This is a genomic window from Phytohabitans aurantiacus, from assembly GCF_027923225.1.
GTDB lineage: Bacteria > Actinomycetota > Actinomycetes > Mycobacteriales > Micromonosporaceae > Phytohabitans > Phytohabitans aurantiacus.
Map to the genome: position 1 here is coordinate 74,463 of NZ_BSDI01000075.1, position 20,754 is coordinate 95,216.

Genomic DNA, 20,754 nt, shown 5'->3' on the forward strand with positions numbered 1-20,754 from the left:
ATCCCGTGACGACTTCAGCGCAGTCCGAGTCGACCGAGGCCAAGGCCGCTACGACCGTCGTCCTCACCGACGTCGCGGCGCAGAAGGTCAAGGCCCTTATCGAGCAGGAAGGCCGCGACGACCTGCGGCTGCGTGTGGCGGTGCAGCCCGGCGGCTGTTCCGGCCTGCGCTACCAGCTGTTCTTCGACGAGCGCTCGCTCGACGGCGACGTGGTGACCGACTTCGACGGTGTCGGCGTCGTCGTCGACCGCATGAGCGCTCCGTACCTGTCCGGCGCGACGATCGACTTCGCGGACCGGATCGACGCGCAGGGCTTCACCATCGACAACCCCAACGCGCAGGGTTCGTGCGCGTGCGGCGACTCGTTCCACTAATTCGGAACAGTCTGACGGAAAAGCGGGACCGCCTGTACGGGCGGTCCCGCTTTGTCTAGGCTGGCCGCGCACTTGTCCTATACCCGATCCCGAGGGCCGACATGAAGATCGCCGTAACTGGCTCGATCGCTACCGACCATTTGATGCACTTCCCCGGCCGGTTCGCCGAGCAGTTGCTCGCCGACCAGCTCGACAAGGTCTCGCTGTCCTTCCTGGTCGACGACCTCGTCGTACGCCGCGGTGGCATCGCGGCCAACATCGCCTTCGGGATGGGTCAGCTCGGCCTGCACCCGGTGCTGCTCGGCGCGGTGGGCGCCGACTTCGCCGACTACCGGTCCTGGCTGGAGCGGCACGGCGTCGACTGCGACTCGGTGTACGTCAGCGAGGTCGCGCACACGGCGCGCTTCGTCTGCACCACCGACCTCGACATGTGCCAGATCGCGTCGTTCTACGCGGGGGCCATGAGCGAGGCTCGCAACATCGAGCTGGAGCCGGTCGCCGAGCGCGTCGGGGGCCTTGACCTGGTACTGGTCAGCGCCAACGACCCCGACGCCATGATCCGCCACTCCGAAGAGTGCCGCAGCCGCGGATACGCGTTCGCGGCCGACCCGTCGCAGCAGCTCGCCCGCATGGACGGCGGCGACGTGACGAAGCTCATCGAGGGCGCGGAGTACCTGCTCACCAACGAGTACGAGAAGTCGCTGCTGTCGAGCAAGTCCGGGCTCAGCGAGGCCGAGGTGCTCGACCGGGTCAAGGTGCGGATCACCACGCTGGGCAAGGACGGCGTCGAGATCACGGGCAAGGGCCTCGACCGCATCCACGTACCGGTGGCGCGCGACGTGCAGCTCGTCGACCCGACCGGTGTCGGCGACGGGTTCCGCAGCGGCTTCTTCGCCGGCTTGTCGTGGGGGCTGAGCCTGGAGCGGTCCGCCCAGGTCGGCTCGGTGCTGGCGGCGCTCGTGCTGGAGACGGTGGGCCCGCAGGAGTACGAGGTGCGCGGTGACGCGTTCCTCAAGCGCGTCGCCGACTCGTACGGCGACCAGGCGGCGGAGGAAGTCCGCCCTCACATCAGCGCCTAACAGTTCCCTTTCGTGATCAGGGCGTCCCTCAAGTCGTTAGAGCGACTTCAGGGACGCCCTGATCACGGTTAGTGGGTGCGGCGGACGTCGTAGGCGGGGGCGCCGTCCGTCGTGATCCTGCCCACGTACTCGTGGCCCCGCATCCGGCACCACGCGGGTATGTCGTTGGCGGCCGCCGGATCGTCGGCCAGCACCCGCACCACCTCGCCGACGGGCACGCCGGGCAGCCGCTTGGCCAGCGCGATCACCGGCAACGGACACCGCTGCCCGAGACAGTCGATCACGGTCATAGGTCGGTCACTCCGGCCTCGGCGCGGAGAGTAGCCACCACGTCCGGCAGTTCCGACAGGAAGCGGTCCACGTCGGCCTCGGTGGTCTCGCGGTGCAGCGAGACCCGCACGTTGCCGTGCGACAGCACACCCATCGCCTCCAGTACGTGACTCGGGCGCAGGGTCGACGACGTGCACGACGACCCCGACGACACCGCGAACCCGCGCCGGTCGAGCGCGTGCAGCAGCGCCTCGCCGTCCACGTACAGGCAGGAGAACGTCACCAGGTGCGGCAGCCGGTCGTCCGGGTCGCCGACCACCTCGACGTCCGGCACGGTCGCGGCGACCACCCGCCGGATCCGGTCGACCAGCGGCGCCAGCCGTGCCGCCTCCGCGGCCTGCTCGCCGCTCACCGCCCGCAGCGCGGCCGCGGCCGCGACGATGGCCGGAAGATCACGGCCGGTGTCCTCGTGCCCCGGCGGCCAGCGCACGCCCTTCCGGACGACGAGCAGCCCCACGCCCGCCGGACCACCCCATTTCCGGGCACTCGCCGTCAGCAGCGACCACCCATCGGGTACTGGGACGCGTCCCACCGACTGCGCGGCGTCGACATAGAGGGGTACGCCCGCGGCGGCACACGCCTGCGCCGCCTCGGCGACCGGCTGCACGGTGCCCACCTCGTGGCTGGCGCTGATCAGGGCGGCCAGCGCCACACCGGGGCTCTTGACCGCCTCCCGCCAGGCGTCGAGGTCGAGCCTGCCCTGGCGGTCCACGGGCACCTCGACACCCGCGCTTCCGGCCGCGTAGAGGACCGCCGAGTGCTCGATCGCGGAGTGCACGAGGCGGTCACCGGCGCGTCGCCGCCCTGACAGGCCACCCCGGACGGCCGACTGTGCCGCCTCCGTCCCGCCACTAGTGAAGGTCAACTCGTCTGGGCGTACTCGAAGAATCTCGGCGGTCGTGGCTCGCGCCGCGTCGAGAAGCTGGCGTGCGCGGCGGGCCTGCGAATAGAGCTTGCCGGGATCAGCCCAGCCGTCGTCGAGCGCGGCGAGCAGCGCCTGGCGCGCGACCGGGTGTAGCGGCGCGGCCGCGGCCGCGTCGAAGTAGGTCACGAGCCGACGCTACCCACCCCACGGCAGGTCCGGCCCGCATGGTCGAGTAATCTCGCGACGGTCGGTGACGCTAGGGAGGCTGAACCAGGTGGTCGCTAGGGGTACGCGGGCTCGACTTGCGAGGCTCGCCGGGCTCGGGGCCGGCGCCGCGGCGCTGATGACCTTGCTGGGCGGCTGCGACGTCGGCAGCGCCTTCAAGGGTTTTGGCTGGCCGGAGAATGGCCTCACGCCGCAGTCGAACAGGATGTACGACCTGTGGATCGGGTCGGTGATCGCCGCCCTCGTGGTCGGCGTCTTCGTCTGGGGTCTGATCTTCTGGTGCATCGTGCGGTACCGCAAGCGCGGCGACGAGCTGCCGGTGCAGACCCGCTACAACATGCCGATGGAGTTCCTCTACACGATCGCTCCGATCCTGGTCGTGTCGGTGCTCTTCTACTACACGGCGATCGTCCAGACCGATGTGGACCGCACCTCGAAGAACCCGGACGTGATCGTCGAGGTCGTCGGTTTCAAGTGGAACTGGCAGTTCAACTACCGCGACGGCATCGGCACCGACGCCAACACGATCACCTCCACGCTGGGCTCCAGCGACGTGATCCCCGTGTTGGTGCTGCCCACCGGCAAGCGGGTCCTCTTCGAGGAGACCAGCAAGGACGTCATCCACTCGTTCTGGGTGCCAGAGTTGCTGTTCAAGCGCGACGTGTTCCCGGGGAGCATCCGCAACCAGTTCGAGGTGTCGAGCATCGACCAGGAGGGCGCGTACGTCGGCCGGTGCGCCGAGCTGTGCGGCACCTACCACTCGATGATGAACTTCGAGCTGCGCGTGGTCTCGCCGGAGAAGTTCGACCAGTTCATCGAGGCGAAGCAGGACGGCGCGACGACCCAGGAGGCGCTCACCCAGATCGGTGAGGAGCCGTTGGCGACCACGACGAAGCCGTTCCCGACCAAGCGGAACGTCTCGAACTTCAATCCCGGGTCCGGAGAGTGACATGAAGACTGAGTATCGGATCTTCGGCGTTGTCACGGCCTTCCTGTACGTCGCCTGCGTCGTGTACGCATGGTGGACCTGGGGCGACCTCGGGCACGTCGAGTGGATCGGCACGGTCGCGCTGCTGCTCTCCGCGATCCTGACCTCGATGTGCGGCGGCTTCTTCTGGTTCGTGTCACGCCGGATCGACCCCCGCCCCGAAGACCGCCCCGACGCTGAGGTGGCCGACGGTGCCGGCGAGATCGGCTTCTTCAGCCCGGGCAGCTACTGGCCGTTCGGCCTGGCTGCCGCGGCGACGGTGGCTGGGCTCGGGCTGGTGTTCTGGATGTGGTGGCTGTTGGCGGCCGGGTTGATCGCGGTGACCGCCGCGACCTGCGGGCTGCTGTTCGAGTACTACACCGGCACTCGCCGCACGGCAGAGCACTGACCGCCTAGTCGCGCTGTCCGCGGCGCCGCCTTCTGTCCGCGGCGCCGCGCTTTCCTCGTCGCGCCGTCGCGCCGTCGCGCCGTCGCGCCGTCGCGCCGTCGCGCCGTCGCGCCGTCGCGCCGTCGCGGCGGGGCGTCTTCGCGGCGCGGCGCCGCCGCGGCGCGCTCTTCTCGTCGATCAAGGGCGAATGCACGTGGTTGGATCTCTTTTCCGCGTGCGTTTGCCCTTGATCGTTGCGTTTCTCCTTGATCGGCGGGTCGATGGCCCGCTTCGCGGGCCGTTCGTGGGCCCTTGCGGGCGGCGTGGACTCTTGCGGGCCGTGCGGTGCTGCGCGCGGGCTCTCGCGGGCCTTTCCTCGCCGTGCGCCGCGGGCCTTTAGCCCGTCGTGGTCTTCGCACCGCTTGGCAGGGCCGTGGCCGAGGGCGGCGGCTGTGCGCGCCGGCCGATAGAGTGGGCGACGTGATCACTGCGATCGTACTGATCGACTGCGCCACCGATTCCATTCCCGAGGTGGCCGAGGCGCTGGCCGCACTCCCCGGTGTCAGCGAGGTCTACTCGGTCGCCGGCCACGTCGACCTCATCGCCATCGTGCGCGTACGCGAGTATGAGCAGATCGCCGAGGTCATCGCCGGTGGCATCTCCAAGACGCCGGGCGTGCTCGATACCGACACACACATCGCGTTCCGGGCATACTCGCAGCACGACCTCGAGGAGGCGTTCGCCATCGGGCTCCCCGATGCCGACTGACTACCTCCAGGAGCATCTGGATCGAGGCACCGACCGGATCGGCCTACAGGTGTACCCGTCCCCGTCGAACGACGGGCCCGTCGCGATCATCTGGCCCGCCATGGGCGTCAAGGCGCGCTACTACCGCCCGTTCGCTCAAGTGCTTGGCGAGCAGGGCATCAGCGTCGTCGTGGCTGACCTACGCGGCACCGGCGCCAGCACGCCACCGCCCAGCCGAGCCTCCCGGTACCGGTACGCGGAGATGATCGACGACGTCGGCGCGGTACTGGAGACTCTCAAGCCCCGGCTCGACGGACGCAAGCGGCTGCTCATCGGCCACTCACTGGGCGGCCAGATGGCGCTCCTGCACCTGGCCCTGAATGATCCATCCACCGTGGACGGTCTCGCGCTGATCGCGGTCGGCCTGCCGTACTGGCGGTCGTACCCCGGCGTGCGCGGCTACGCGGTACTGCCGTACACGCAGGCCATCGGTGCCGTCTCCGCGGTGGCAGGGGTGTGGCCGGGGTGGACCTTCGGCGGCCGGCAGGCGCGAGGCGTGATCCGAGACTGGGCGTACACGGCGCGCACCGGATTGTTCCCCGCGATCGACGGGGTCGACACGGAGGCCGCCGTCCGCGACGTGCAGACGCCGGTGCTGGCGGTTAGCGTCGACCACGACCAGTACACGCCACCCGAGACGGTCGACCACCTCTGCGCCAAGCTCGCGACGGCACCGGTGCGCCGCGCGCACTACACGACCGCCGAGGCAGGCGGTCGGCTGGACCACTTCGCCTGGGTACGCGCGTCTGCCCCACTGGCGTCCCGCATAGCCACCTTCGCCGAGACCCTCTAACGCTTTGCGGCCCGCCGGAGGGGCTTCGGCGGCGTTCCGCATCCCCACACCGGACCCTGATGTAGATCGCTCAGAGAGCTTTCGCGGTGCGGGTCCGTCCGTCCACATAGGCGGCCGGCTGCGCGATGCTGGACCGGCGAACTGGTTGTGTAGTCGCGGAGGGTGAGGCCGCGGGAGCAACGGGCAAGGAGCGCGACGGGCATCGCGGTAGCTCAAGGCCCGATCCTGAACTGAGACGAAAGAGGTTTCCGGTTGTGAGGCGGCGCGCCGTCGTGGCCGGGGTTTGACGGGCTGGCGGCGGCGTGTCGCCGCGCCTGCGCGCGCCGATCAAGGGCATTCGCATGGATCAAGGGCGAATGCACGCGGAAATGAGATCCAACCACGTGCATTCGCCCTTGATCGGCGGGAGGCCGGCGGAAGCGGCGTGGCGACACGCCGTGCTGGGCTGGCCTGGGGGCGGACGCTCGCGGAGAAGAGATCGAACCGCGTGCATTCGCCCTTGATCGGCGAAGGGAGGGGGCGCGGGCCGGCGGTCTGCGCGAGCATGTGGGAAAGAGATCGAACCGCGTGCGTTCGCCCTTGATCGGCGGAGAGAGGGCGCGGGCGGGCGGCGGGCGTGAGCACGCAGGGTGAGGTGGAGCGAGGACGGCTAGGGGGTGGCTGTCTCTACCCAGCGGTCGAGGACCTTGGCGGCGGCGCCCGTGTCGATGGAGTCGGCGGCGCGAGACAGGCCTGCCCGCATCGACTCTGTCAGGTCACCGCTGGGCCCCGCGTGGGCGGTCAGGGCGGCTGCGGCGTTGACCAGGACCGCGTCGCGGACCGGGCCGGGCTCTCCGGCGAGCAGGCGGCGGGTCACGTCGGCGTTGAAGGCCGCGTCGCCGCCGCGAAGGTCGCCGGGCTGGGAGCGGGCGATGCCGAGGTCGGCGGCGTCGAGCAACATCGGGGTGACGGTGCCCTCGTGTACCGCCCAGACGCGGGTGGGTGCCGCCGTGCTGAACTCGTCGAGGCCGTCTTCGCCGCGCATGACCAGCACCGAGTCGCCACGGTCGGCGAAGACCTGGGCCATCACGGGCGCCATGCGGCTGTCGAAGCAGCCGATCGCGCCGGCGCGCGGCTGGGCGGGGTTGGTCAGTGGGCCGAGGAAGTTGAACACGGTGGGCACGCCCAGCTCGCGCCGCGGCACGGCGGTGTGGCGCATGCCAGGGTGGAACCGGGCCGCGAAGCAGAACCCGATGCCCACCTCAGTGAGGCAGCGGGACACCTCGTCGGGGCCGAGGTCGAGGGGGATACCCAGGAATTCCAGCAGGTCGGCGGCGCCGCAGGAGGACGAGGCGGCCCGATTGCCGTGCTTGACGACGCGGACGCCCGCCCCGGCCACCACGAGCGCGGTCATCGTGGAGATGTTGACGGTGTGGGCCCGGTCGCCACCGGTACCAACGACGTCGACCGCGTCCGCGCGTACCTCATCGGGAAGGTGGATGCGCGCGGCGGTGGCAAGCATCGTCTGCACCAGGCCCGCAAGCTCAGCCGGGGTTTCGCCCTTCGCGCGCAGCGCGGTGGCGAAACCAGCGATCTGCGCCGGCGTGGCCGACCCGGTCATGATCTCGCCCATGGCCCAGGCCGTGTCGGCGGTGGAGAGCTCCTCGTCGCGCAGCAGCGCCGAGATGAGGTTGGGCCAGGTCCGTTCGCCCATGGGTGGGCCTCCAGATCAGCTTCAGATCAGGCCGGAGTGTGTGACCGCAGCAGCTCTGCCACGGTCTGCCCGGTCGTCACCGGGTCGAGGGGGTGCAGCAGGGTGGCGTCGACCTGGGCATACGCGGCGAGCCAGCGGTCGGCCGCTCGGGCGATCACCACGCAGGTGGGCGGCGCGTCGGCGCGATCGTCTTTGATCTGCCGTGCGATGCCGATGCCGCCGCCCGGGGTGGCCTCACCGTCGAGCAGCATCAGGTCGATCTCATAGTCGTCGACCAGTCGCACGCACGCCGCGTAGTCGCTGGCCTCGACGAACTCGACCGAGAGGTCGGCCGCGGGCCGCGGGCCGACGGCGAGCCGCATCCGCTCGCGCACCTGCGGGTCGTCGCTGTAGAGCAGGACGGTGTACACACGGTCGGACATTGCGCTCCCAAATTCTCGCTGCGGGCTGATGGTACCCGCCATCACTCGGCGCTAGCTGCCCCGCCCGCCTGTAGCGCTTCCTGGCGGTCGAGCTCGCGGTCGATGCGTTTGGCCTCGCGTTCGGACTGCTTGAACCACTGCATGAGCAGGACGCCGATCATGATGATCGACACGAACTCGCCGCCCGCCCACAGGATGCCGCCGGCGATTTTCTGGTCGCTCCACGGGTCGGCCCAGTGGAGGTTGAGCGACGGGTACCAGTCGCCGCCGATCAGGGTGGTGCTCTGCATGATGGTCAACCCGAGGACCGTGTGGAACGGCACCGACAGCACCATGAGCAGCGCGCGCCCCGGGTAGGGCCAGCGGCCCGGCAGCGGGTCGAGCCCGACCAGCGGCCAGAAGAACAGGCAGCCGGTCAGGATGAAGTGCGCGTGTACCACCTCGTGGACCAGCTCGTTCGACACGGTGAGCCGGTAGAGGCCGCTGAAGTAGAGCACGAACGGGTTGGCGACGAAGATCGCGTACGCGACGAGCGGGAACGAGAAGATCTTCGCTGCCCGGCTGTGCAGCAGGGCGAGCAGCTTGCGGCGGGGCGCGCCGCGCAGCGCGCGCAGCGCGAGCGTCACCGGGGCGCCGAGCGCCAGGAAGATCGGGGCCACCATCGACAGCACCATGTGCTGGACCATGTGCACGGAGAGCAACGTCGTGTCGTACGCGTGCAGGCCGCTGACGGTGACGGCGGCGATGCCGCCGAGGCCGGGGCCGAGGAACAGCAGGGTCCGCGCGACCGGCCAGCGATCGCCGCGGGCGTGGAGGCGGTGCACTCCGTACAGGTACAGGCCGGCGACCACCACCAGCAGGACGGCGATCCAGCCGTCCAGACGGGTCTCCGTGACGAGCGCCGACACGGTGAAGGGGGGCACGTTTCGAGGCTATGCCACCCACGACACACCGTCGTAGCCGACCCCGACGATCGCCCGCGCTGCTCGGGGGCAATAATGACCGCGTGACTGCGGCCTCAGCCATTGACAAGAGCCGGATCCACTCGCTGACGCGGCCCAACATGGTCAGCGTCGGCACGATCGTGTGGCTCTCCAGCGAGCTCATGTTCTTCGCGGCGCTGTTCGCGATGTACTTCTCGATCCGCGCGGCGGACTACAGCATGTGGGAGGAGCACACTCCCCATCTGAACCTGCCGTACGCGACGACGTTCACGCTGATCCTGGTCGCCTCGTCGGTGACCTGCCAGTTTGGCGTGTTCGCCGCGGAGAAGGGCGATGTGCACGGGCTGCGACGGTGGTTCACGATCACCTTCGTGATGGGCCTGATCTTCGTGCTCGGCCAGGTCAACGAGTACCGCGAGCTGGTGCACCACGGGATCAAGATCAACGCGGACGGCTACGGGTCGATGTTCTACCTGACGACCGGCTTCCACGGCCTGCACGTGACCGGTGGTCTGGTGGCGTTCATCATCTTCATGATCCGCACCACCATGGGTCGGTTCACGCCGGCGCAGGCCACCTCCGCGATCGTCGTGTCGTACTACTGGCACTTCGTCGACGTGGTCTGGATCGCGCTGTTCTCGATGATCTATCTCCTCCAGTGACCATGTCACATTTCACTCGCAGACTCCGTCTTATAGGCATGAAGGACACTGGCCATGACTTCTGACTCCCCCGGCTGGCTCGGACGGCTGCGCCGTGGGCGCTCCGGACCACGTAGCCGCGTACGCCGGCGTGTGGGTTCCGTGGTCCGCCTCACGCTGGCGCTGACACTGGCCGGCGGCGTCTACATCGTGTTCGCGCCTGGTCTCGCGGGCGCGAAGGACACGCCGCAGCTGTCCACCGCCGCCGAAGAGGGCAAGGCGCTCTTCAACCAGAGCTGCATCACGTGCCACGGCCCCAACGCCCAGGGCGTCGAGGGTCGCGGGCCGAGCCTGATCGGCGTCGGCGCGGCGTCGGTCGAGTTCCAGGTCGGCACCGGCCGCATGCCGATGGCCCGGCAGGAGGCGCAGGCGGAGCGCAAGCCCCCGGTCTTCACCGACGAGCAGACGAGGCAGCTCGCGCAGTACATCCAGGAGCTGGGCGGCGGGCCGCAGGTGCCGTCCGGTGACCTGCGGGCGCCCGAGAGCGACGAGGAGGCCATCGCGCGCGGCGGCAACCTCTTCCGGATCAACTGCTCGTCGTGCCACGCGTTCGGCGGTGGCGGCGGCGCGCTGTCCTCCGGCAAGTACGCGCCGGGGCTCGGCGAGGCGACCGACCAGCAGATCTACGCGGCCATGCTCACCGGCCCGCAGAACATGCCGGTGTTCGGCGACAACCAGCTCACCCCGGAGCAGAAGAAGGAGATCATCTCCTACATCCAGGAGGCGCTGAAGCAGGACCGCGACCCGGGTGGCTGGGGTCTTGGCCGGTTCGGCCCGGTGACCGAGGGTCTCGCCATCTTCCTTGTTGGCATCGTCGCCCTGGTATTCGCTAGCCTGTGGATTGCGGGGAAGTCATGAGCACTGAGACAGAGCCTCGGGTCGAGCAGGAGCCGCTCGACGTTTTCGATCCGCGCCTGACGCGGTTCGACATCATGCGCGAAGGTGCCCGCCGCGAGGGCATCGAGATCGTCCACTACGAGGCGCAGTACCCGCCGGGCAGCCGCGCCGAGCGCCGGATGACCCGGATCGTCGCGTCGTTCTTCCTGCTCACCGGCCTGGCGGCCACGGCCTTCCTCGTGATCTACACGTGGGGGCCGTGGGAGTACGAGCTGGGCTCGAACGTCAGCAAGCTCTACACCCCGCTCCTGGGCCTGACGCTGGGCATCGCGCTGCTGGGCATCGGCTTCGGCATCCTCACCTGGGGCAAGAAGCTGCTGCCCCGTGAGGTCGCGATCCAGGACCGGCACGACGGGCCGTCCACCACCGAAGACCGCAAGATCACCGGCGAAACGATGGTCTACATCGCCGAGGAGCTGGGGCTCAAGCGCCGTAAGGCGCTCGGCTTCGCCGCGCTGGCCGGCCTCGCGCCGGTCGGCCTGGTCGCGGCCGCGCCGCTCATCGGTGGCCTGATCAAGGACCCGGTCGAAGACCGGATCCTCTTCAAGACCGGCTGGGACCCCGCGGGCAATGGCGGCAAGCCGGTACGCGTCACCCGCGAAGACGGCACGCCAATCCGGCCCGAAGACGTCAGCGTCGGCGGTCAGATGACGGTCTTTCCGGGTATCCCGGGAGGCGCGACCAACGAGCACGCCGACTCGCCCACCCTGCTGATCCACTTGCGCCCGGACGACGCGAAGAAGACGCTGGACACGCTGAAGCCTGTCAACCAGGGTTCGATGTGGGAGAACTTCGTCGCGTACTCGAAGATCTGCACCCACGCCGGCTGCCCGGCCAGCCTGTACGAGCAGCAGACCAACCGGCTCCTCTGCCCGTGCCACCAGTCGCAGTTCCTGATCACCGATAACGCCCGGCCGATCTTCGGTCCCGCCACCCGGAGCCTTCCGATGCTGCCGATCGAGGTTGACGAAGAGGGCTTCTTCGTGGCGACGTCCGACTACAAGGTCGCCGTCGGGCCAGCATTCTGGGAGCGGCCATGAAGCGCCGGAAGATTGACGTACGCGCCATACCCGCCAAGAGCGCGGGGGCGCTGGACGACCGGTTCCAGGCGGCCACGCCGCTGCGCAGCCTCCTGAACAAGGTCTTCCCCGACCACTGGTCGTTCCTGCTGGGCGAGATCGCACTCTTCTCGTTCATCGTGCTGCTGCTCACGGGTACGTTCCTGACGTTCTTCTACGAGCCGTCGCTGCAGACGGTCACCTACGACGGCAGCTACACGCCGCTGCGCGGCACCCACATGTCGGCGGCGTACGCGTCGAGTCTGGACCTCTCGTTCGACGTCCGCGGCGGCCTGATCATGCGGCAGATGCACCACTGGGCGGCGCTGACCTTCATGGCGGCGATCGTGGTGCACATGTTCCGGATCTTCTTCACCGGCGCGTTCCGCAAGCCGCGTGAGACGAACTGGATCATCGGCTCGCTGCTCTTCTGGATCGGCTTCCTGGCCGGCTTCACCGGATACTCGCTCCCGGACGACGCGCTGTCCGGCACCGGCCTCCGCATCGCCTCGGCGATCATGCTGTCGATCCCGGTCATCGGCTCGTGGGTCACCACGTCGATCTTCGACGGTGAGTTCCCGGGGCACGTCATCATGGGCCGCTTCTACATCGCCCACGTGCTGCTGATCCCTGGCATCCTGCTGGCGCTGATCGCCGTCCACGTCGGGCTGGTGTTCAAGCAGAAGCACACCCAGTGGCCGGGTCCGGGCCGCACCGAGCACAACGTGGTCGGCGAGCGGATGTTCCCCCGGTACGCCATCAAGCAGGGTGGCTTCTTCATGATCGTCTTCGGCGTGATCGCGCTGATGGGCGGTCTCTTCCAGATCAACCCGATCTGGCTGTTCGGCCCGTACGAGGCGTTCACGGTCTCGGCGGCCAGCCAGCCCGACTGGTACGTCATGTTCCTCGACGGCTCGACCCGTCTCTTCCCCGCGTGGGAGATACGGTTCGACCTGTTCGGCTGGGGCGACGGATACACGATCCCGCCGATCTTCTGGCCGACGGTGGTCCTGCCCGGTGTGCTGACGATGCTGCCGCTGGCATATCCGTTCATCGAGGCGCGGCTGACCAAGGACAAGAAGGCGCACAACCTGCTCCAGCGCCCGCGCGACGTGCCCGCCCGCACCGCCCTCGGTGCCATGGCGATCATGTTCTGGCTGGTGCTGACGCTCTCCGGCGGCAACGACGTCATCGCGGACAAGTTCCACATCAGCCTGAACGCGATGACCTGGGCCGGCCGGATCGGCCTGCTGATCCTGCCACCGATCGCGTACTACGTGACGTACCGGATCTGCCTCGGCCTCCAGCAGCACGACCGTGAGGTACTGGCACACGGCGTGGAAACCGGCATCATCAAGCGGCTGCCCGACGGGCGCTTCATCGAGGTGCACCAGCCGCTGGCGCCGGTCGACGAGCACGGACACGGCGAGCTGGACTACGCCGGCTGGGTGGTACCGAAGAAGATGAACCGGCTGGGCGCGCTCGGCCCGGCGATCAAGGGATTCTTCTACCCGATCGAGAAGCCGGCCGAGGCGCCGGTGTCTCCGGGGCACCCGCCGGTGTCTCCCATCGAGCCTGCTCGGCGCGAGGAGATTTCGAAGTAGTTCGTCCCGTTTTTCCGGGGAGCCCGGTGGCCTGTTCGGCCACCGGGCTCTCGTACGTATGGGCGACACGCCGGGGGTGGTTCACGATTTCGTCAGAGGGGCATGGGAGCGTGAAACTACAACGAGGTAATTCACCTTCGTTTTCGAGCGGAAGAGGAGACGCCCGTGCGAGAGCTGTACTGCGCGACCTGCCGCGCCGAGACGATCTTCGAGGCGCCGCCCTGCGAAGACGCCCACGACGACTGCCCTGAGCTGCTCTGCACCGACTGCGGCGGCGCCATCGTGTTCGCGCCTGTCACGGTGGTACGGGCCTGGCTGAGCCCTCGCAACGGCCACATCGCCCCCCACCAACGCCGCGCCGCCTAACGCGCGCGCACCCCGCCCGTGCCGGACGGCAGCGCCACCACCCGACACGCGTACGCGTCCCGGCGCGGTGGCCCTTTGCCCGTCGATCAAGGGCAAACGCACGTGGTTGGATCTCTTTTCCGCGTGCGTTCGCCCTTGATCGATGCGAATCACGTTGATCGACGGCCTTGCGTTCGCCCCCGTCCAGACCGCGCCGTACGGTCCAGGCGCACCGTCGCCGCGGGCCTTGCCGTCCGCGGAGCGAGATCTTGAGCTCGCCCCCGGCAGCAACAAGTGCTCAAGATCTGCGCTTCCGTCGAGCTGTGAACGTTTGTGGTAGCCAGGACGACCACAAGTGCACACAGCACCGTGCCGGACGACAACCGCGACATCTTCTCTCGAGCGCCGCCGACGCCGGGAGCAACGCGGAACGGCGGCCTTCTTCACGCCTGGCACTCAACGACGTCGATCAAGGGCATTCGCATCGATCAAGGGCGAACGCACGCCGAAAAGAGATCCAACCACGTGTATTCGCCCTTGATCGGCGCAAGGGGGCGTGCTGGGCGGCGCAAAGGGAGCGGCGCGAGGGGTCCCGTGCCGGGCGGTGCGTAAGGGTCGTGCTGGGCGGCGCGGAGTAGGGCGGCCGGGGGACGGGGCTAGGCGGGGACGGTCACGCCCGCAGGGGCGCGGATGGCGTCGACTAGGTGTTCGTCGGGAGCTACGTACGCCCCCGGCCAGATCACCGCCCGCGTAACGCGGCCCTCGACCACCGCGCCCTCGCCGACCACGGCCCGCTCACACATCCCCGTCACCGTCGCGCCATTCGCGAAAAGGTTTCGGAAGCCGGCCGCATCCAGGTTCGCGGCCAGATAATCGCGCGGCGTGCCAGTATCCAGAAATGTGCCCTCATACGGCACCACGGTCAGCTCGCCAGCCGCCTCTGCGGGCCGCCACACCGCTCTGACCAGCTCGCCGGGCTCCGGGCGAAGATGGCGCACGTACCGCCACGGCAGCAGCGAGAACCCGGCGAACTGGTGACCGCTGAACCCGTACTCCTCAGAAGGCGCCCAGCGGCCCAGCAGGCGTACGCTCTCGCCGTCCCAGCCGGACAGGAGCGGCCCGATGTCGCCGGTCAGGTACGCGTCCGCGTTGCCGACCAGTACGCCGCGACCGTCGATCCACTCTCGTAGCTTGCCGATGCCGCCGGCGGTGCCGAGCGGGTCGCCGAGCTCGACTGATACGTGCACCCCGTTGCCGACATGCTCGACGATCTGCTCGCCGAGGTAGCAGGCGTTGACCGCCACGGATGACGGGCCGGTGAGACCGACGGCGGCCACATGCGCGAGTGCCCGGTCGAGCAGTGGCACGTTGCCGACGGGGCAGAGCGCCTTTGGCCGGTACCCGGTGAGCGGACGGAGGCGAGTGCCCTGACCTGCGGCCAGCACCACCGCGCAGAGCGCGGTCATGTTTCCGGAGAGGTCCACGGCCCGGGCGTACCTGCCAGCGGCCCGATGCCATAAAACGCGAGCAGCCGAGCCGTTGCCGTCGTCAGCCGCGGCAGGTCGTCGATCGGATGCCACGCCGCTTCCAGTACCTCGGCACCGTCCACAATGAGCTCGGTCGTCGATGCCGGCACCGACGCTTCGAAGACCATGTCGACCCAGCCCTTGGCGTGCACCACAGCGTTCGGCACCGCTGGCGACAGTGACGATGGTGGCAGCGAAACCCCGGATTCCTCGGCAAGCTCGCGCGCGGCTCCCACCACCGGCGGCTCGGCGCGTTGTAGTAGGCCAGCGGGGAGTCCCCAGCCGCGGCCGGGTGGCTGGCGCAGCAGCAGGAGCCGGCCTGGCGCGGCGGCTTCGGAGTCGCGTACGAGGGTCACCGCGCCCACGATGTACTTCGGGACGAAGGTCCGGACGATCCGCCGGCGTACCCGGTGCGGCAGGCGATAGAACACTCCGTACACGACGGCGCGCAGGCGAGAACGGCGGAGGGTCACCAGCACAGGCTAGAGGTTCAGTCTCGGCGGTCGACGAGGGCGATGAGCTGTTCAACCACCTCATCGGGGGAGATCGTGCGGTCGACGATCGCCACCAGCATGGTTTCGAGGTCGGGGTATCCGAGGTCGTCGGCCAGTGTGCGCAGTGGAATCTCGCTGGCCAGGCCGCGATCGTGCTTGCGGAGCGTGAGGCCGATCGTGGCGCGGCCGAGGCGAACCTTGTCGGCGATGCTGATGCCCGGCTCCTGGTGGTCGGCGAACCACCGGTTGATCTGCATCTGGGCGTGCGGCGACTTGACGAAGGTGAGCCACTCGCGCTGCGGCTCCTGCCCATCCTCGGTGAAGATCTCGACCACGTCGCCATCGTCGAGTTCGGAGGCGAGGGGAGCGAGCCGGCCGTTGATCTTCGCGGCGAGGCAGTGGTCGCCCGTCTCGGTGCTCAGCTCGTAGGCCAGGTCGACCGGGGTGGAACCGGAGGGCAGCAGCACCTGGAGGCCCTCGGCGAACACCTGGATCTGCGACTCGGCGAGGTCACATCGCAGCGACGCGAGGAACTGGGCCGAGTCGGATGTCTCCTGCTCCCAGTCGAGCACCCGGCGCAGCCAGGCCAGCTCGTCGGCGCGGACCCGCTCGGTGCGATCCTCGGCGCGGCGGTAACGGAAGCTGGCCGCGATGCCGTACTCAGCTGACCGGTGCATCGACTCGGTGCGGATCAACACTTCGACGGTGCGGTCGTCGGGGCCGATCACGGTGGTGTGCAGGGAGCGGTAGAGGTTGTTTTTCGGTGAGGCGATGAAGTCTTTGAAGCGGCCCGCCACCGGCCGCCACAGGCCGTGGATCGCGCCGAGGGCGGCGTAACAGTCGGTCTCCGGGCCGTCGACCACGACCGCGATGCGGGGCAGGTCGAACGGCTCGCGGTGCCCGCCGGCCACCGTGTCTTTCCAGATCGAGTACACGTGGCGGGGGCGCGGCGCCACCGCGGCGGTGACCTTGCTGCGCTTGAGAGCGGTGCGGGCGCAGGCGACGACGTCGTTGAGATAGGAGGCCCACTGTGGGCGGTTGCGCACATGGCGCTGAATCCGCTCGTACTCCTCGGTGTGCAGGTGATAAAGCACGATGTCGTCGAGCTCGCGCTTGAGCGCTTGGATGCCGAGGCGGTCGCAGAGCGGCACCAGCACCTCCTGGGTGGCCCGCGCGATGCGGGCCCGGGAGGCGGCGGAGCGGGCGTCGAGGGTGCGCATGTTGTGCACGCGGTCGGCCATCTTGATGATCAGTACCCGCACGTCTTTGCCGGCCGCGATGATCATCTTGCGGATGGTCTCGGCCTCGGCGGCCTTGCCGTAATACGCCTTGTCGAACTTGGTCACGCCGTCGACCAGGTGTGCCACCTCGGGGCCGAAGTCGCCGTCGAGCGCCTGCAGCGTGTAGGCGGTGTCTTCGACCGTGTCGTGCAGCAACGCGGCGACCAGCGTGGTGGTGTCCATGCCCAACTCGGCGCAGATCTGCGCGACCGCGAGTGGGTGAGTGATGTAGGGCTCGCCGCTCTTGCGGAACTGTCCCCTGTGCATGTTTTCCGCGATGGCGTAGCCACGGCGCAGAACCGACACATCCGCGTACGGATGGATGACGCGGTGGGTGCGGGTGAGCGTCGTGACGGGATCGTCGTCGGACGTCTGCCAGGACAGCAGGGAGCGGAGCCGAGCGGTGAACGGCATGTCGCCCACGTCGGTTGAGAACGCGCGTCCAAGTGCGGCGCCGTGGCCGGCGTCGACGTCCACTCGGACACCTCCCTCACCGAAGGCCCCGAAATCGGGCGTTGGCTGTCAGGAATGCACTTGCCTAACAGCCTATGTGAGCAACCGTAGTACGAATGGTTACTTACTCATGAGCTTTCGGTCGAGTCTTTACCGGAAGAAGCCCTTTCCGCCAGTGTGAGCAGGTTCCGGTACCGAGCTGCCCCTCGGACGGGTGACCCCCAACCGGTCGACGTTTCCACCAGTCGGGTGTCAGGCCGTTCGAGCCAGGCGAGGACCCGCTCGGTCTCCTCCGCGGAGGCGGCCGGAAGCGGCCCGGGTGCCGGCTGAACCGTCTCGGCCGTTGCCTTGAGTGTCTCAAGCACCGGCCGGGGATGCATCTTGGGAGCCGACACGCCGGCCGCCGCGAGCCGCCCGTGGCGCACGACGGCCAGCTCCCAGCCGCCGTCCGGAGCGCGCCGGGCGGCCGCCAGCTCGGCGATCCGGGTCAGCCCGACGAGCCGCTGGAGCCGCACGGTCGAACGCAGAACCGCGGCCAGCCGGGCACGCACGACCGCCGCCTCCTCGTATCGCTGGGCGTCGGAAAGCGTCTCGATGCGCGCCATCAGGGCGTCGACCAGCGGCGCCGGGTCGCCCGTCGTGGCTCGCGCGAAGGGGGAGGCCGCGCGTTCCGAGTACTCCTCGGTGGAAATTTTGTGCTCGCAGGGCGCGGCGCATCTGCCCAGCTCAGCCAGTGCGCAGGCGGGCGTGATCGTGCGGGCGGAGAGCTTGAGCGTGCAGGGCCGCAGCGGCAGCGCGTCGTGCACCCCCGCCGCGGCGAGGTCGGCCGCCCGGCGCGAGGTGAAAGGCCCGAGATAGGCGCCGTCGAGCTCACCCAGCGTGCGGACCAGTGACAGTCTCGGGTACGCCTCCGCGGTGAGCTTGAGCCACATGGCGCGCTCGGGGTACTTGGAGCGCCGGTTGTACGGCGGCGCGTGCGCGGCGATGAGGCGCAGCTCGCGCACCTCGGCCTCCAGCGCGTGGGCGCACTCGACCGCCTCGACGCGCTCGGCGGCCCCCAGCATCTCCGACATCCGCGCCCGCTTCTCGGCGGCGGTGAAGTAGCTGCGCACCCGGGTGGCGATGTCGCCCGACGTGCCGACGTAGAGCGGCCGGTCGTCGGCGGCCCGGAAGATGTAGACCCCGGGCGCGTGCGGCAGGCCCTCGGCGAGGTGCCGCTTGCGCCGCTGCGTAGGGGTGACCGCCTTGGCGAACTCGATCGCGTCGCCCAGGGTGTGCACCTTGTAGCTGCCGAGGCGCCCGATGAGCGCGTGCAGCACGTCGACGGTGGCCTCGGCGTCGGCCAGCGCCCGGTGGCTGGGCTGGCGGGGCGTCCGGAAGTACGCCGCCAGCGTGCCGAGCTTGTTGTTGGGCACCTCGTCGCGAACCAGGGCACGCCGGGCGAGCGCCACCGTGTCGAGCACCTTTGGCTGCGGCCACCGATACCCATGCTTGGCACACGCCGCCTTCAGGAACCCGACGTCATATGCCGCGTTGTGCGCCACCAGCACGGCGCCGCGGATGAACTCCAGGAAGCTCGGCAGCACCTCCTCGATCGGTGGCGCCGGGGCGATCATCGCCTGCGTGATGCCGGTCAGCACGGTGATGAACGGCGGTATCGGGGTACCCGGGTTGACCAGCGTGGCGAGAACGCCCAGCTCATCGCCGCCGCGAACCTTGACCGCTCCGATCTCGGTGATCCCGCCGCCGTCGGGCGCGGCGCCCGTGGTCTCAAGATCGACCACGACGAACGTGGTCTCCCGCAGCGAGAGCGCGCCAGGATCATCGAGCAGCGTGTCGAAAGTGCCCTGGACGTACTCCACATCTGCCACGCGCGGCACACTAGGCGTCAGGTATGACATCGTCACCATCGGGAAAAGATCGTCATCGGACCTGGGCAGCGACGCCTCATGTGGTGGGAGACTTGACAGATGTCCGACCCGGTTCCGCACGACGACCACCGCATCGGTGACGATGCGGCGGCGTCCCACGTGCCGGAGCCGGTGCTTCCCGAGCCCGTCCGGCAGCGCGTCGTCGCCCTGACCGCTGCCGCCCTGCCCAGCGTGCCCGCCGACGAGCTGCCCGTGCCGCTGCGCCGGGTAGCGAAGTTCGCGCCCAACCGGCGCGCCCGCCTCGGCGGCCAGGCCATCGCGGCCCAGCTCGCGGCCGACCCGCTCTTCCGGCAGCGCGTCACCGGCCGGATCCTCGACGAGGCCGGTGAGCTGGGCGTCGCTGTCCTCGAAGGCGTGTGCCCCGCCGCGGCGGACCCCGTCGAGGTGGCCGCCCTGGCCTACCTTGCCCGCCCGCAAAACTGGCGTGACCTGGTCGAAGCCGCCGGCGAGGTGGTCCGCGCCGAGGCCGACAGCGCCGTGGTCACCGAGCTCATCCGCGAGGCCGAGCAGCGCGCCACCCGCGCCGAGCACGACCGAGCCGTCGCCAAGGTCGAGGCCGACAAGCTCCGCGACGAGCTGGCCCGCGTCCGCGAAGAGCTCGGCCAGCTCCGCGAAGAGGCCCGCACGCTCTCCCGGTCGCTGCGCGAAACCCAGGGCCGCGAGCGCAAAGCCAGCGAGATGCTGGCCACCGAGCGTGGCCGGGCCACGCGCGCAGCCGCCGACCACGACGCGGAGCTTCGTCGGGTACGCGCGAAGCTTGCCGAAGCCGAGGCTGCCGCGGGCACCGTCCGGGCGACCGCCAAGGAAGCGCGCGCGGTCGACGACGCCCGGCTGTGGCTACTGCTGGAGACGATCGGTCGCGCCGCTGTCGGACTGCGCCGCGAGCTGGCCCTCGACCCCGCCGAGCGCAACCCGGCCGACTTCGTTGCCGACACGTACGCCGACCGGCCCGAGTCCGTGTCAAGCTCTCGCGGCCTGGACGCCGACGACCCGGCTCGCCTCGACCAGCTCCTCGCGTTGCCGCGCGCCCATCTCGTGGTCGACGGATACAACGTGACCAAGCGAGGCTTCGGTGAAATGTCGCTGGAGCAGCAGCGCAAACGCCTGATCACGGGACTGGGCGGCATCGCAGCGCAGACCGGCGACGAGGTGACGGTAGTGTTCGACGGGGCCGAACGCGTCCACGGCCTGCCACCAGCGCCACGCGGCGTGAGAGTACTTTTCTCCCGCAAGGGCGAGACGGCCGACGAGCTGATCCGCCGCCTGGTCCGAGCCGAGCCAACCGGCCGCCCCGTGGTGGTCGTCTCCTCCGACCGCGAAGTCGCCGACGGCGTCCGCCGCCACGGCGCGTACCCCCTAGGCGCCGACGCCCTACTCCGCCGCCTAAGCCGCTCCTAGCCCCACTCCCGCACCGCCCGCGCACACCGCCAGCGCGCCGCCCGCGCACCCGCTGCGCGGAGCGCCCCCGGCTCGTCGATCAAGGTCGAATGCACGGCTCTCCTGTCTGATGTGTGGGTCAGGTGGGAGAGTTGCGGCCGGGTAGTGGGGTTTGGTAGCCGCCGAGGTGTAGGCGGGTGA

The 20,754-nt window shown here is 69.4% G+C and carries 21 protein-coding genes; 12 read left to right on the forward strand and 9 right to left on the reverse strand.

What is annotated here, in order from left to right:
* Positions 1-5: 5 nt before the first annotated feature.
* Both erpA and QMG73_RS41655 read left to right on the forward strand, forming a co-directional pair.
* The gene (gene erpA, locus QMG73_RS41650; protein ID WP_265253599.1) at positions 6-374 is read left to right on the forward strand and encodes an iron-sulfur cluster insertion protein ErpA; all 369 of its coding nucleotides are present in this window, start codon (positions 6-8) and stop codon (positions 372-374) included.
* 101 nt (positions 375-475) lie between these two features.
* A complete protein-coding gene (locus QMG73_RS41655) occupies positions 476-1,453 on the forward strand; it encodes a carbohydrate kinase family protein (RefSeq protein WP_281905003.1) in 978 nt (325 codons plus the stop codon).
* A 68-nt stretch (positions 1,454-1,521) separates the two neighbouring features.
* Here QMG73_RS41655 and QMG73_RS41660 read toward each other — a convergent pair whose 3' ends face one another.
* Both QMG73_RS41660 and QMG73_RS41665 read right to left on the reverse strand, forming a co-directional pair.
* Entirely contained in the window at positions 1,522-1,743 is a 222-nt protein-coding gene (locus QMG73_RS41660) for a sulfurtransferase TusA family protein (protein WP_281905005.1), read from the reverse strand.
* A complete protein-coding gene (locus QMG73_RS41665) occupies positions 1,740-2,834 on the reverse strand; it encodes a cysteine desulfurase family protein (RefSeq protein WP_281905007.1) in 1,095 nt (364 codons plus the stop codon). The genes QMG73_RS41660 and QMG73_RS41665 overlap by 4 nt, the downstream gene beginning before the upstream one ends.
* An 88-nt stretch (positions 2,835-2,922) precedes the next feature.
* Here QMG73_RS41665 and ctaC point away from each other — a divergent pair, with 88 nt between their 5' ends.
* The 4 genes from ctaC (at position 2,923) to QMG73_RS41685 (ending at position 5,828) form a co-directional block, all read left to right on the forward strand.
* Complete coding sequence (gene ctaC / locus QMG73_RS41670) at positions 2,923-3,822, forward strand: aa3-type cytochrome oxidase subunit II (protein WP_456107263.1); 900 nt, start codon at positions 2,923-2,925, stop codon at positions 3,820-3,822.
* 1 nt (position 3,823) lies between these two features.
* On the forward strand, positions 3,824-4,249 hold the full coding sequence (locus tag QMG73_RS41675; RefSeq protein ID WP_281905009.1) for a cytochrome c oxidase subunit 4: 426 nt from the start codon (positions 3,824-3,826) through the stop codon (positions 4,247-4,249).
* A 459-nt stretch (positions 4,250-4,708) separates the two neighbouring features.
* On the forward strand, positions 4,709-4,996 hold the full coding sequence (locus QMG73_RS41680; RefSeq protein ID WP_281905011.1) for an Lrp/AsnC family transcriptional regulator: 288 nt from the start codon (positions 4,709-4,711) through the stop codon (positions 4,994-4,996).
* On the forward strand, positions 4,986-5,828 hold the full coding sequence (locus QMG73_RS41685; RefSeq protein ID WP_281905014.1) for an alpha/beta hydrolase family protein: 843 nt from the start codon (positions 4,986-4,988) through the stop codon (positions 5,826-5,828). Before QMG73_RS41680 ends, QMG73_RS41685 begins: the two co-directional genes overlap by 11 nt.
* Positions 5,829-6,477: 649 nt before the next feature.
* On the opposite strand, the gene trpD is transcribed toward QMG73_RS41685, so the two are convergent.
* From trpD to QMG73_RS41700, 3 genes are read right to left on the reverse strand one after another with little or no spacing between them, the layout of a single operon-like run.
* Positions 6,478-7,521 carry an anthranilate phosphoribosyltransferase gene (gene trpD / locus QMG73_RS41690; RefSeq protein WP_281905016.1) on the reverse strand — a complete coding sequence of 348 codons (1,044 nt, stop codon included), beginning with the start codon at positions 7,519-7,521 and terminating at the stop codon, positions 6,478-6,480.
* 26 nt (positions 7,522-7,547) lie between these two features.
* Positions 7,548-7,943 (reverse strand): response regulator, encoded by a 396-nt coding sequence (locus QMG73_RS41695; protein WP_281905019.1) that lies wholly within the window; start codon positions 7,941-7,943, stop codon positions 7,548-7,550.
* Positions 7,944-7,984: 41 nt separating this feature from the next.
* Positions 7,985-8,866 carry a cytochrome c oxidase assembly protein gene (locus tag QMG73_RS41700; RefSeq protein ID WP_281905021.1) on the reverse strand — a complete coding sequence of 294 codons (882 nt, stop codon included), beginning with the start codon at positions 8,864-8,866 and terminating at the stop codon, positions 7,985-7,987.
* An 83-nt stretch (positions 8,867-8,949) separates the two neighbouring features.
* Between QMG73_RS41700 and ctaE the strand changes: the two genes are divergently transcribed.
* From ctaE to QMG73_RS41725, 5 genes are all read left to right on the forward strand, one after another.
* Positions 8,950-9,549, forward strand: a complete 600-nt coding sequence (gene ctaE / locus QMG73_RS41705) for an aa3-type cytochrome oxidase subunit III (RefSeq protein ID WP_281905023.1) — start codon at positions 8,950-8,952, stop codon at positions 9,547-9,549.
* Positions 9,550-9,603: 54 nt separating this feature from the next.
* Positions 9,604-10,446, forward strand: a complete 843-nt coding sequence (gene qcrC / locus QMG73_RS41710) for a cytochrome bc1 complex diheme cytochrome c subunit (RefSeq protein WP_281905025.1) — start codon at positions 9,604-9,606, stop codon at positions 10,444-10,446.
* Positions 10,443-11,525, forward strand: a complete 1,083-nt coding sequence (gene qcrA, locus QMG73_RS41715) for a cytochrome bc1 complex Rieske iron-sulfur subunit (protein WP_281905028.1) — start codon at positions 10,443-10,445, stop codon at positions 11,523-11,525. Before qcrC ends, qcrA begins: the two co-directional genes overlap by 4 nt.
* A complete protein-coding gene (gene qcrB, locus QMG73_RS41720; protein WP_281905030.1) occupies positions 11,522-13,147 on the forward strand; it encodes a cytochrome bc1 complex cytochrome b subunit in 1,626 nt (541 codons plus the stop codon). Before qcrA ends, qcrB begins: the two co-directional genes overlap by 4 nt.
* Before the next feature lie 165 nt (positions 13,148-13,312).
* Entirely contained in the window at positions 13,313-13,513 is a 201-nt protein-coding gene (locus QMG73_RS41725; RefSeq protein WP_281905032.1) for a hypothetical protein, read from the forward strand.
* Positions 13,514-14,148: 635 nt separating this feature from the next.
* On the opposite strand, the gene QMG73_RS41730 is transcribed toward QMG73_RS41725, so the two are convergent.
* From QMG73_RS41730 to QMG73_RS41745, 4 genes are all read right to left on the reverse strand, one after another.
* On the reverse strand, positions 14,149-14,958 hold the full coding sequence (locus QMG73_RS41730) for a nucleotidyltransferase family protein (RefSeq protein WP_281905048.1): 810 nt from the start codon (positions 14,956-14,958) through the stop codon (positions 14,149-14,151).
* Positions 14,955-15,491 carry an NUDIX hydrolase gene (locus QMG73_RS41735; protein ID WP_407676929.1) on the reverse strand — a complete coding sequence of 179 codons (537 nt, stop codon included), beginning with the start codon at positions 15,489-15,491 and terminating at the stop codon, positions 14,955-14,957. Before QMG73_RS41735 ends, QMG73_RS41730 begins: the two co-directional genes overlap by 4 nt.
* Positions 15,492-15,508: 17 nt before the next feature.
* Positions 15,509-17,269 carry a RelA/SpoT family protein gene (locus QMG73_RS41740; protein WP_281905034.1) on the reverse strand — a complete coding sequence of 587 codons (1,761 nt, stop codon included), beginning with the start codon at positions 17,267-17,269 and terminating at the stop codon, positions 15,509-15,511.
* Positions 17,270-17,373: 104 nt separating this feature from the next.
* Positions 17,374-19,116 carry a DEDD exonuclease domain-containing protein gene (locus QMG73_RS41745; protein ID WP_407676930.1) on the reverse strand — a complete coding sequence of 581 codons (1,743 nt, stop codon included), beginning with the start codon at positions 19,114-19,116 and terminating at the stop codon, positions 17,374-17,376.
* A 99-nt stretch (positions 19,117-19,215) separates the two neighbouring features.
* Here QMG73_RS41745 and QMG73_RS41750 point away from each other — a divergent pair, with 99 nt between their 5' ends.
* Entirely contained in the window at positions 19,216-20,574 is a 1,359-nt protein-coding gene (locus QMG73_RS41750) for an NYN domain-containing protein (protein WP_281905036.1), read from the forward strand.
* The last annotated feature ends 180 nt before the right edge of the window (positions 20,575-20,754 follow it).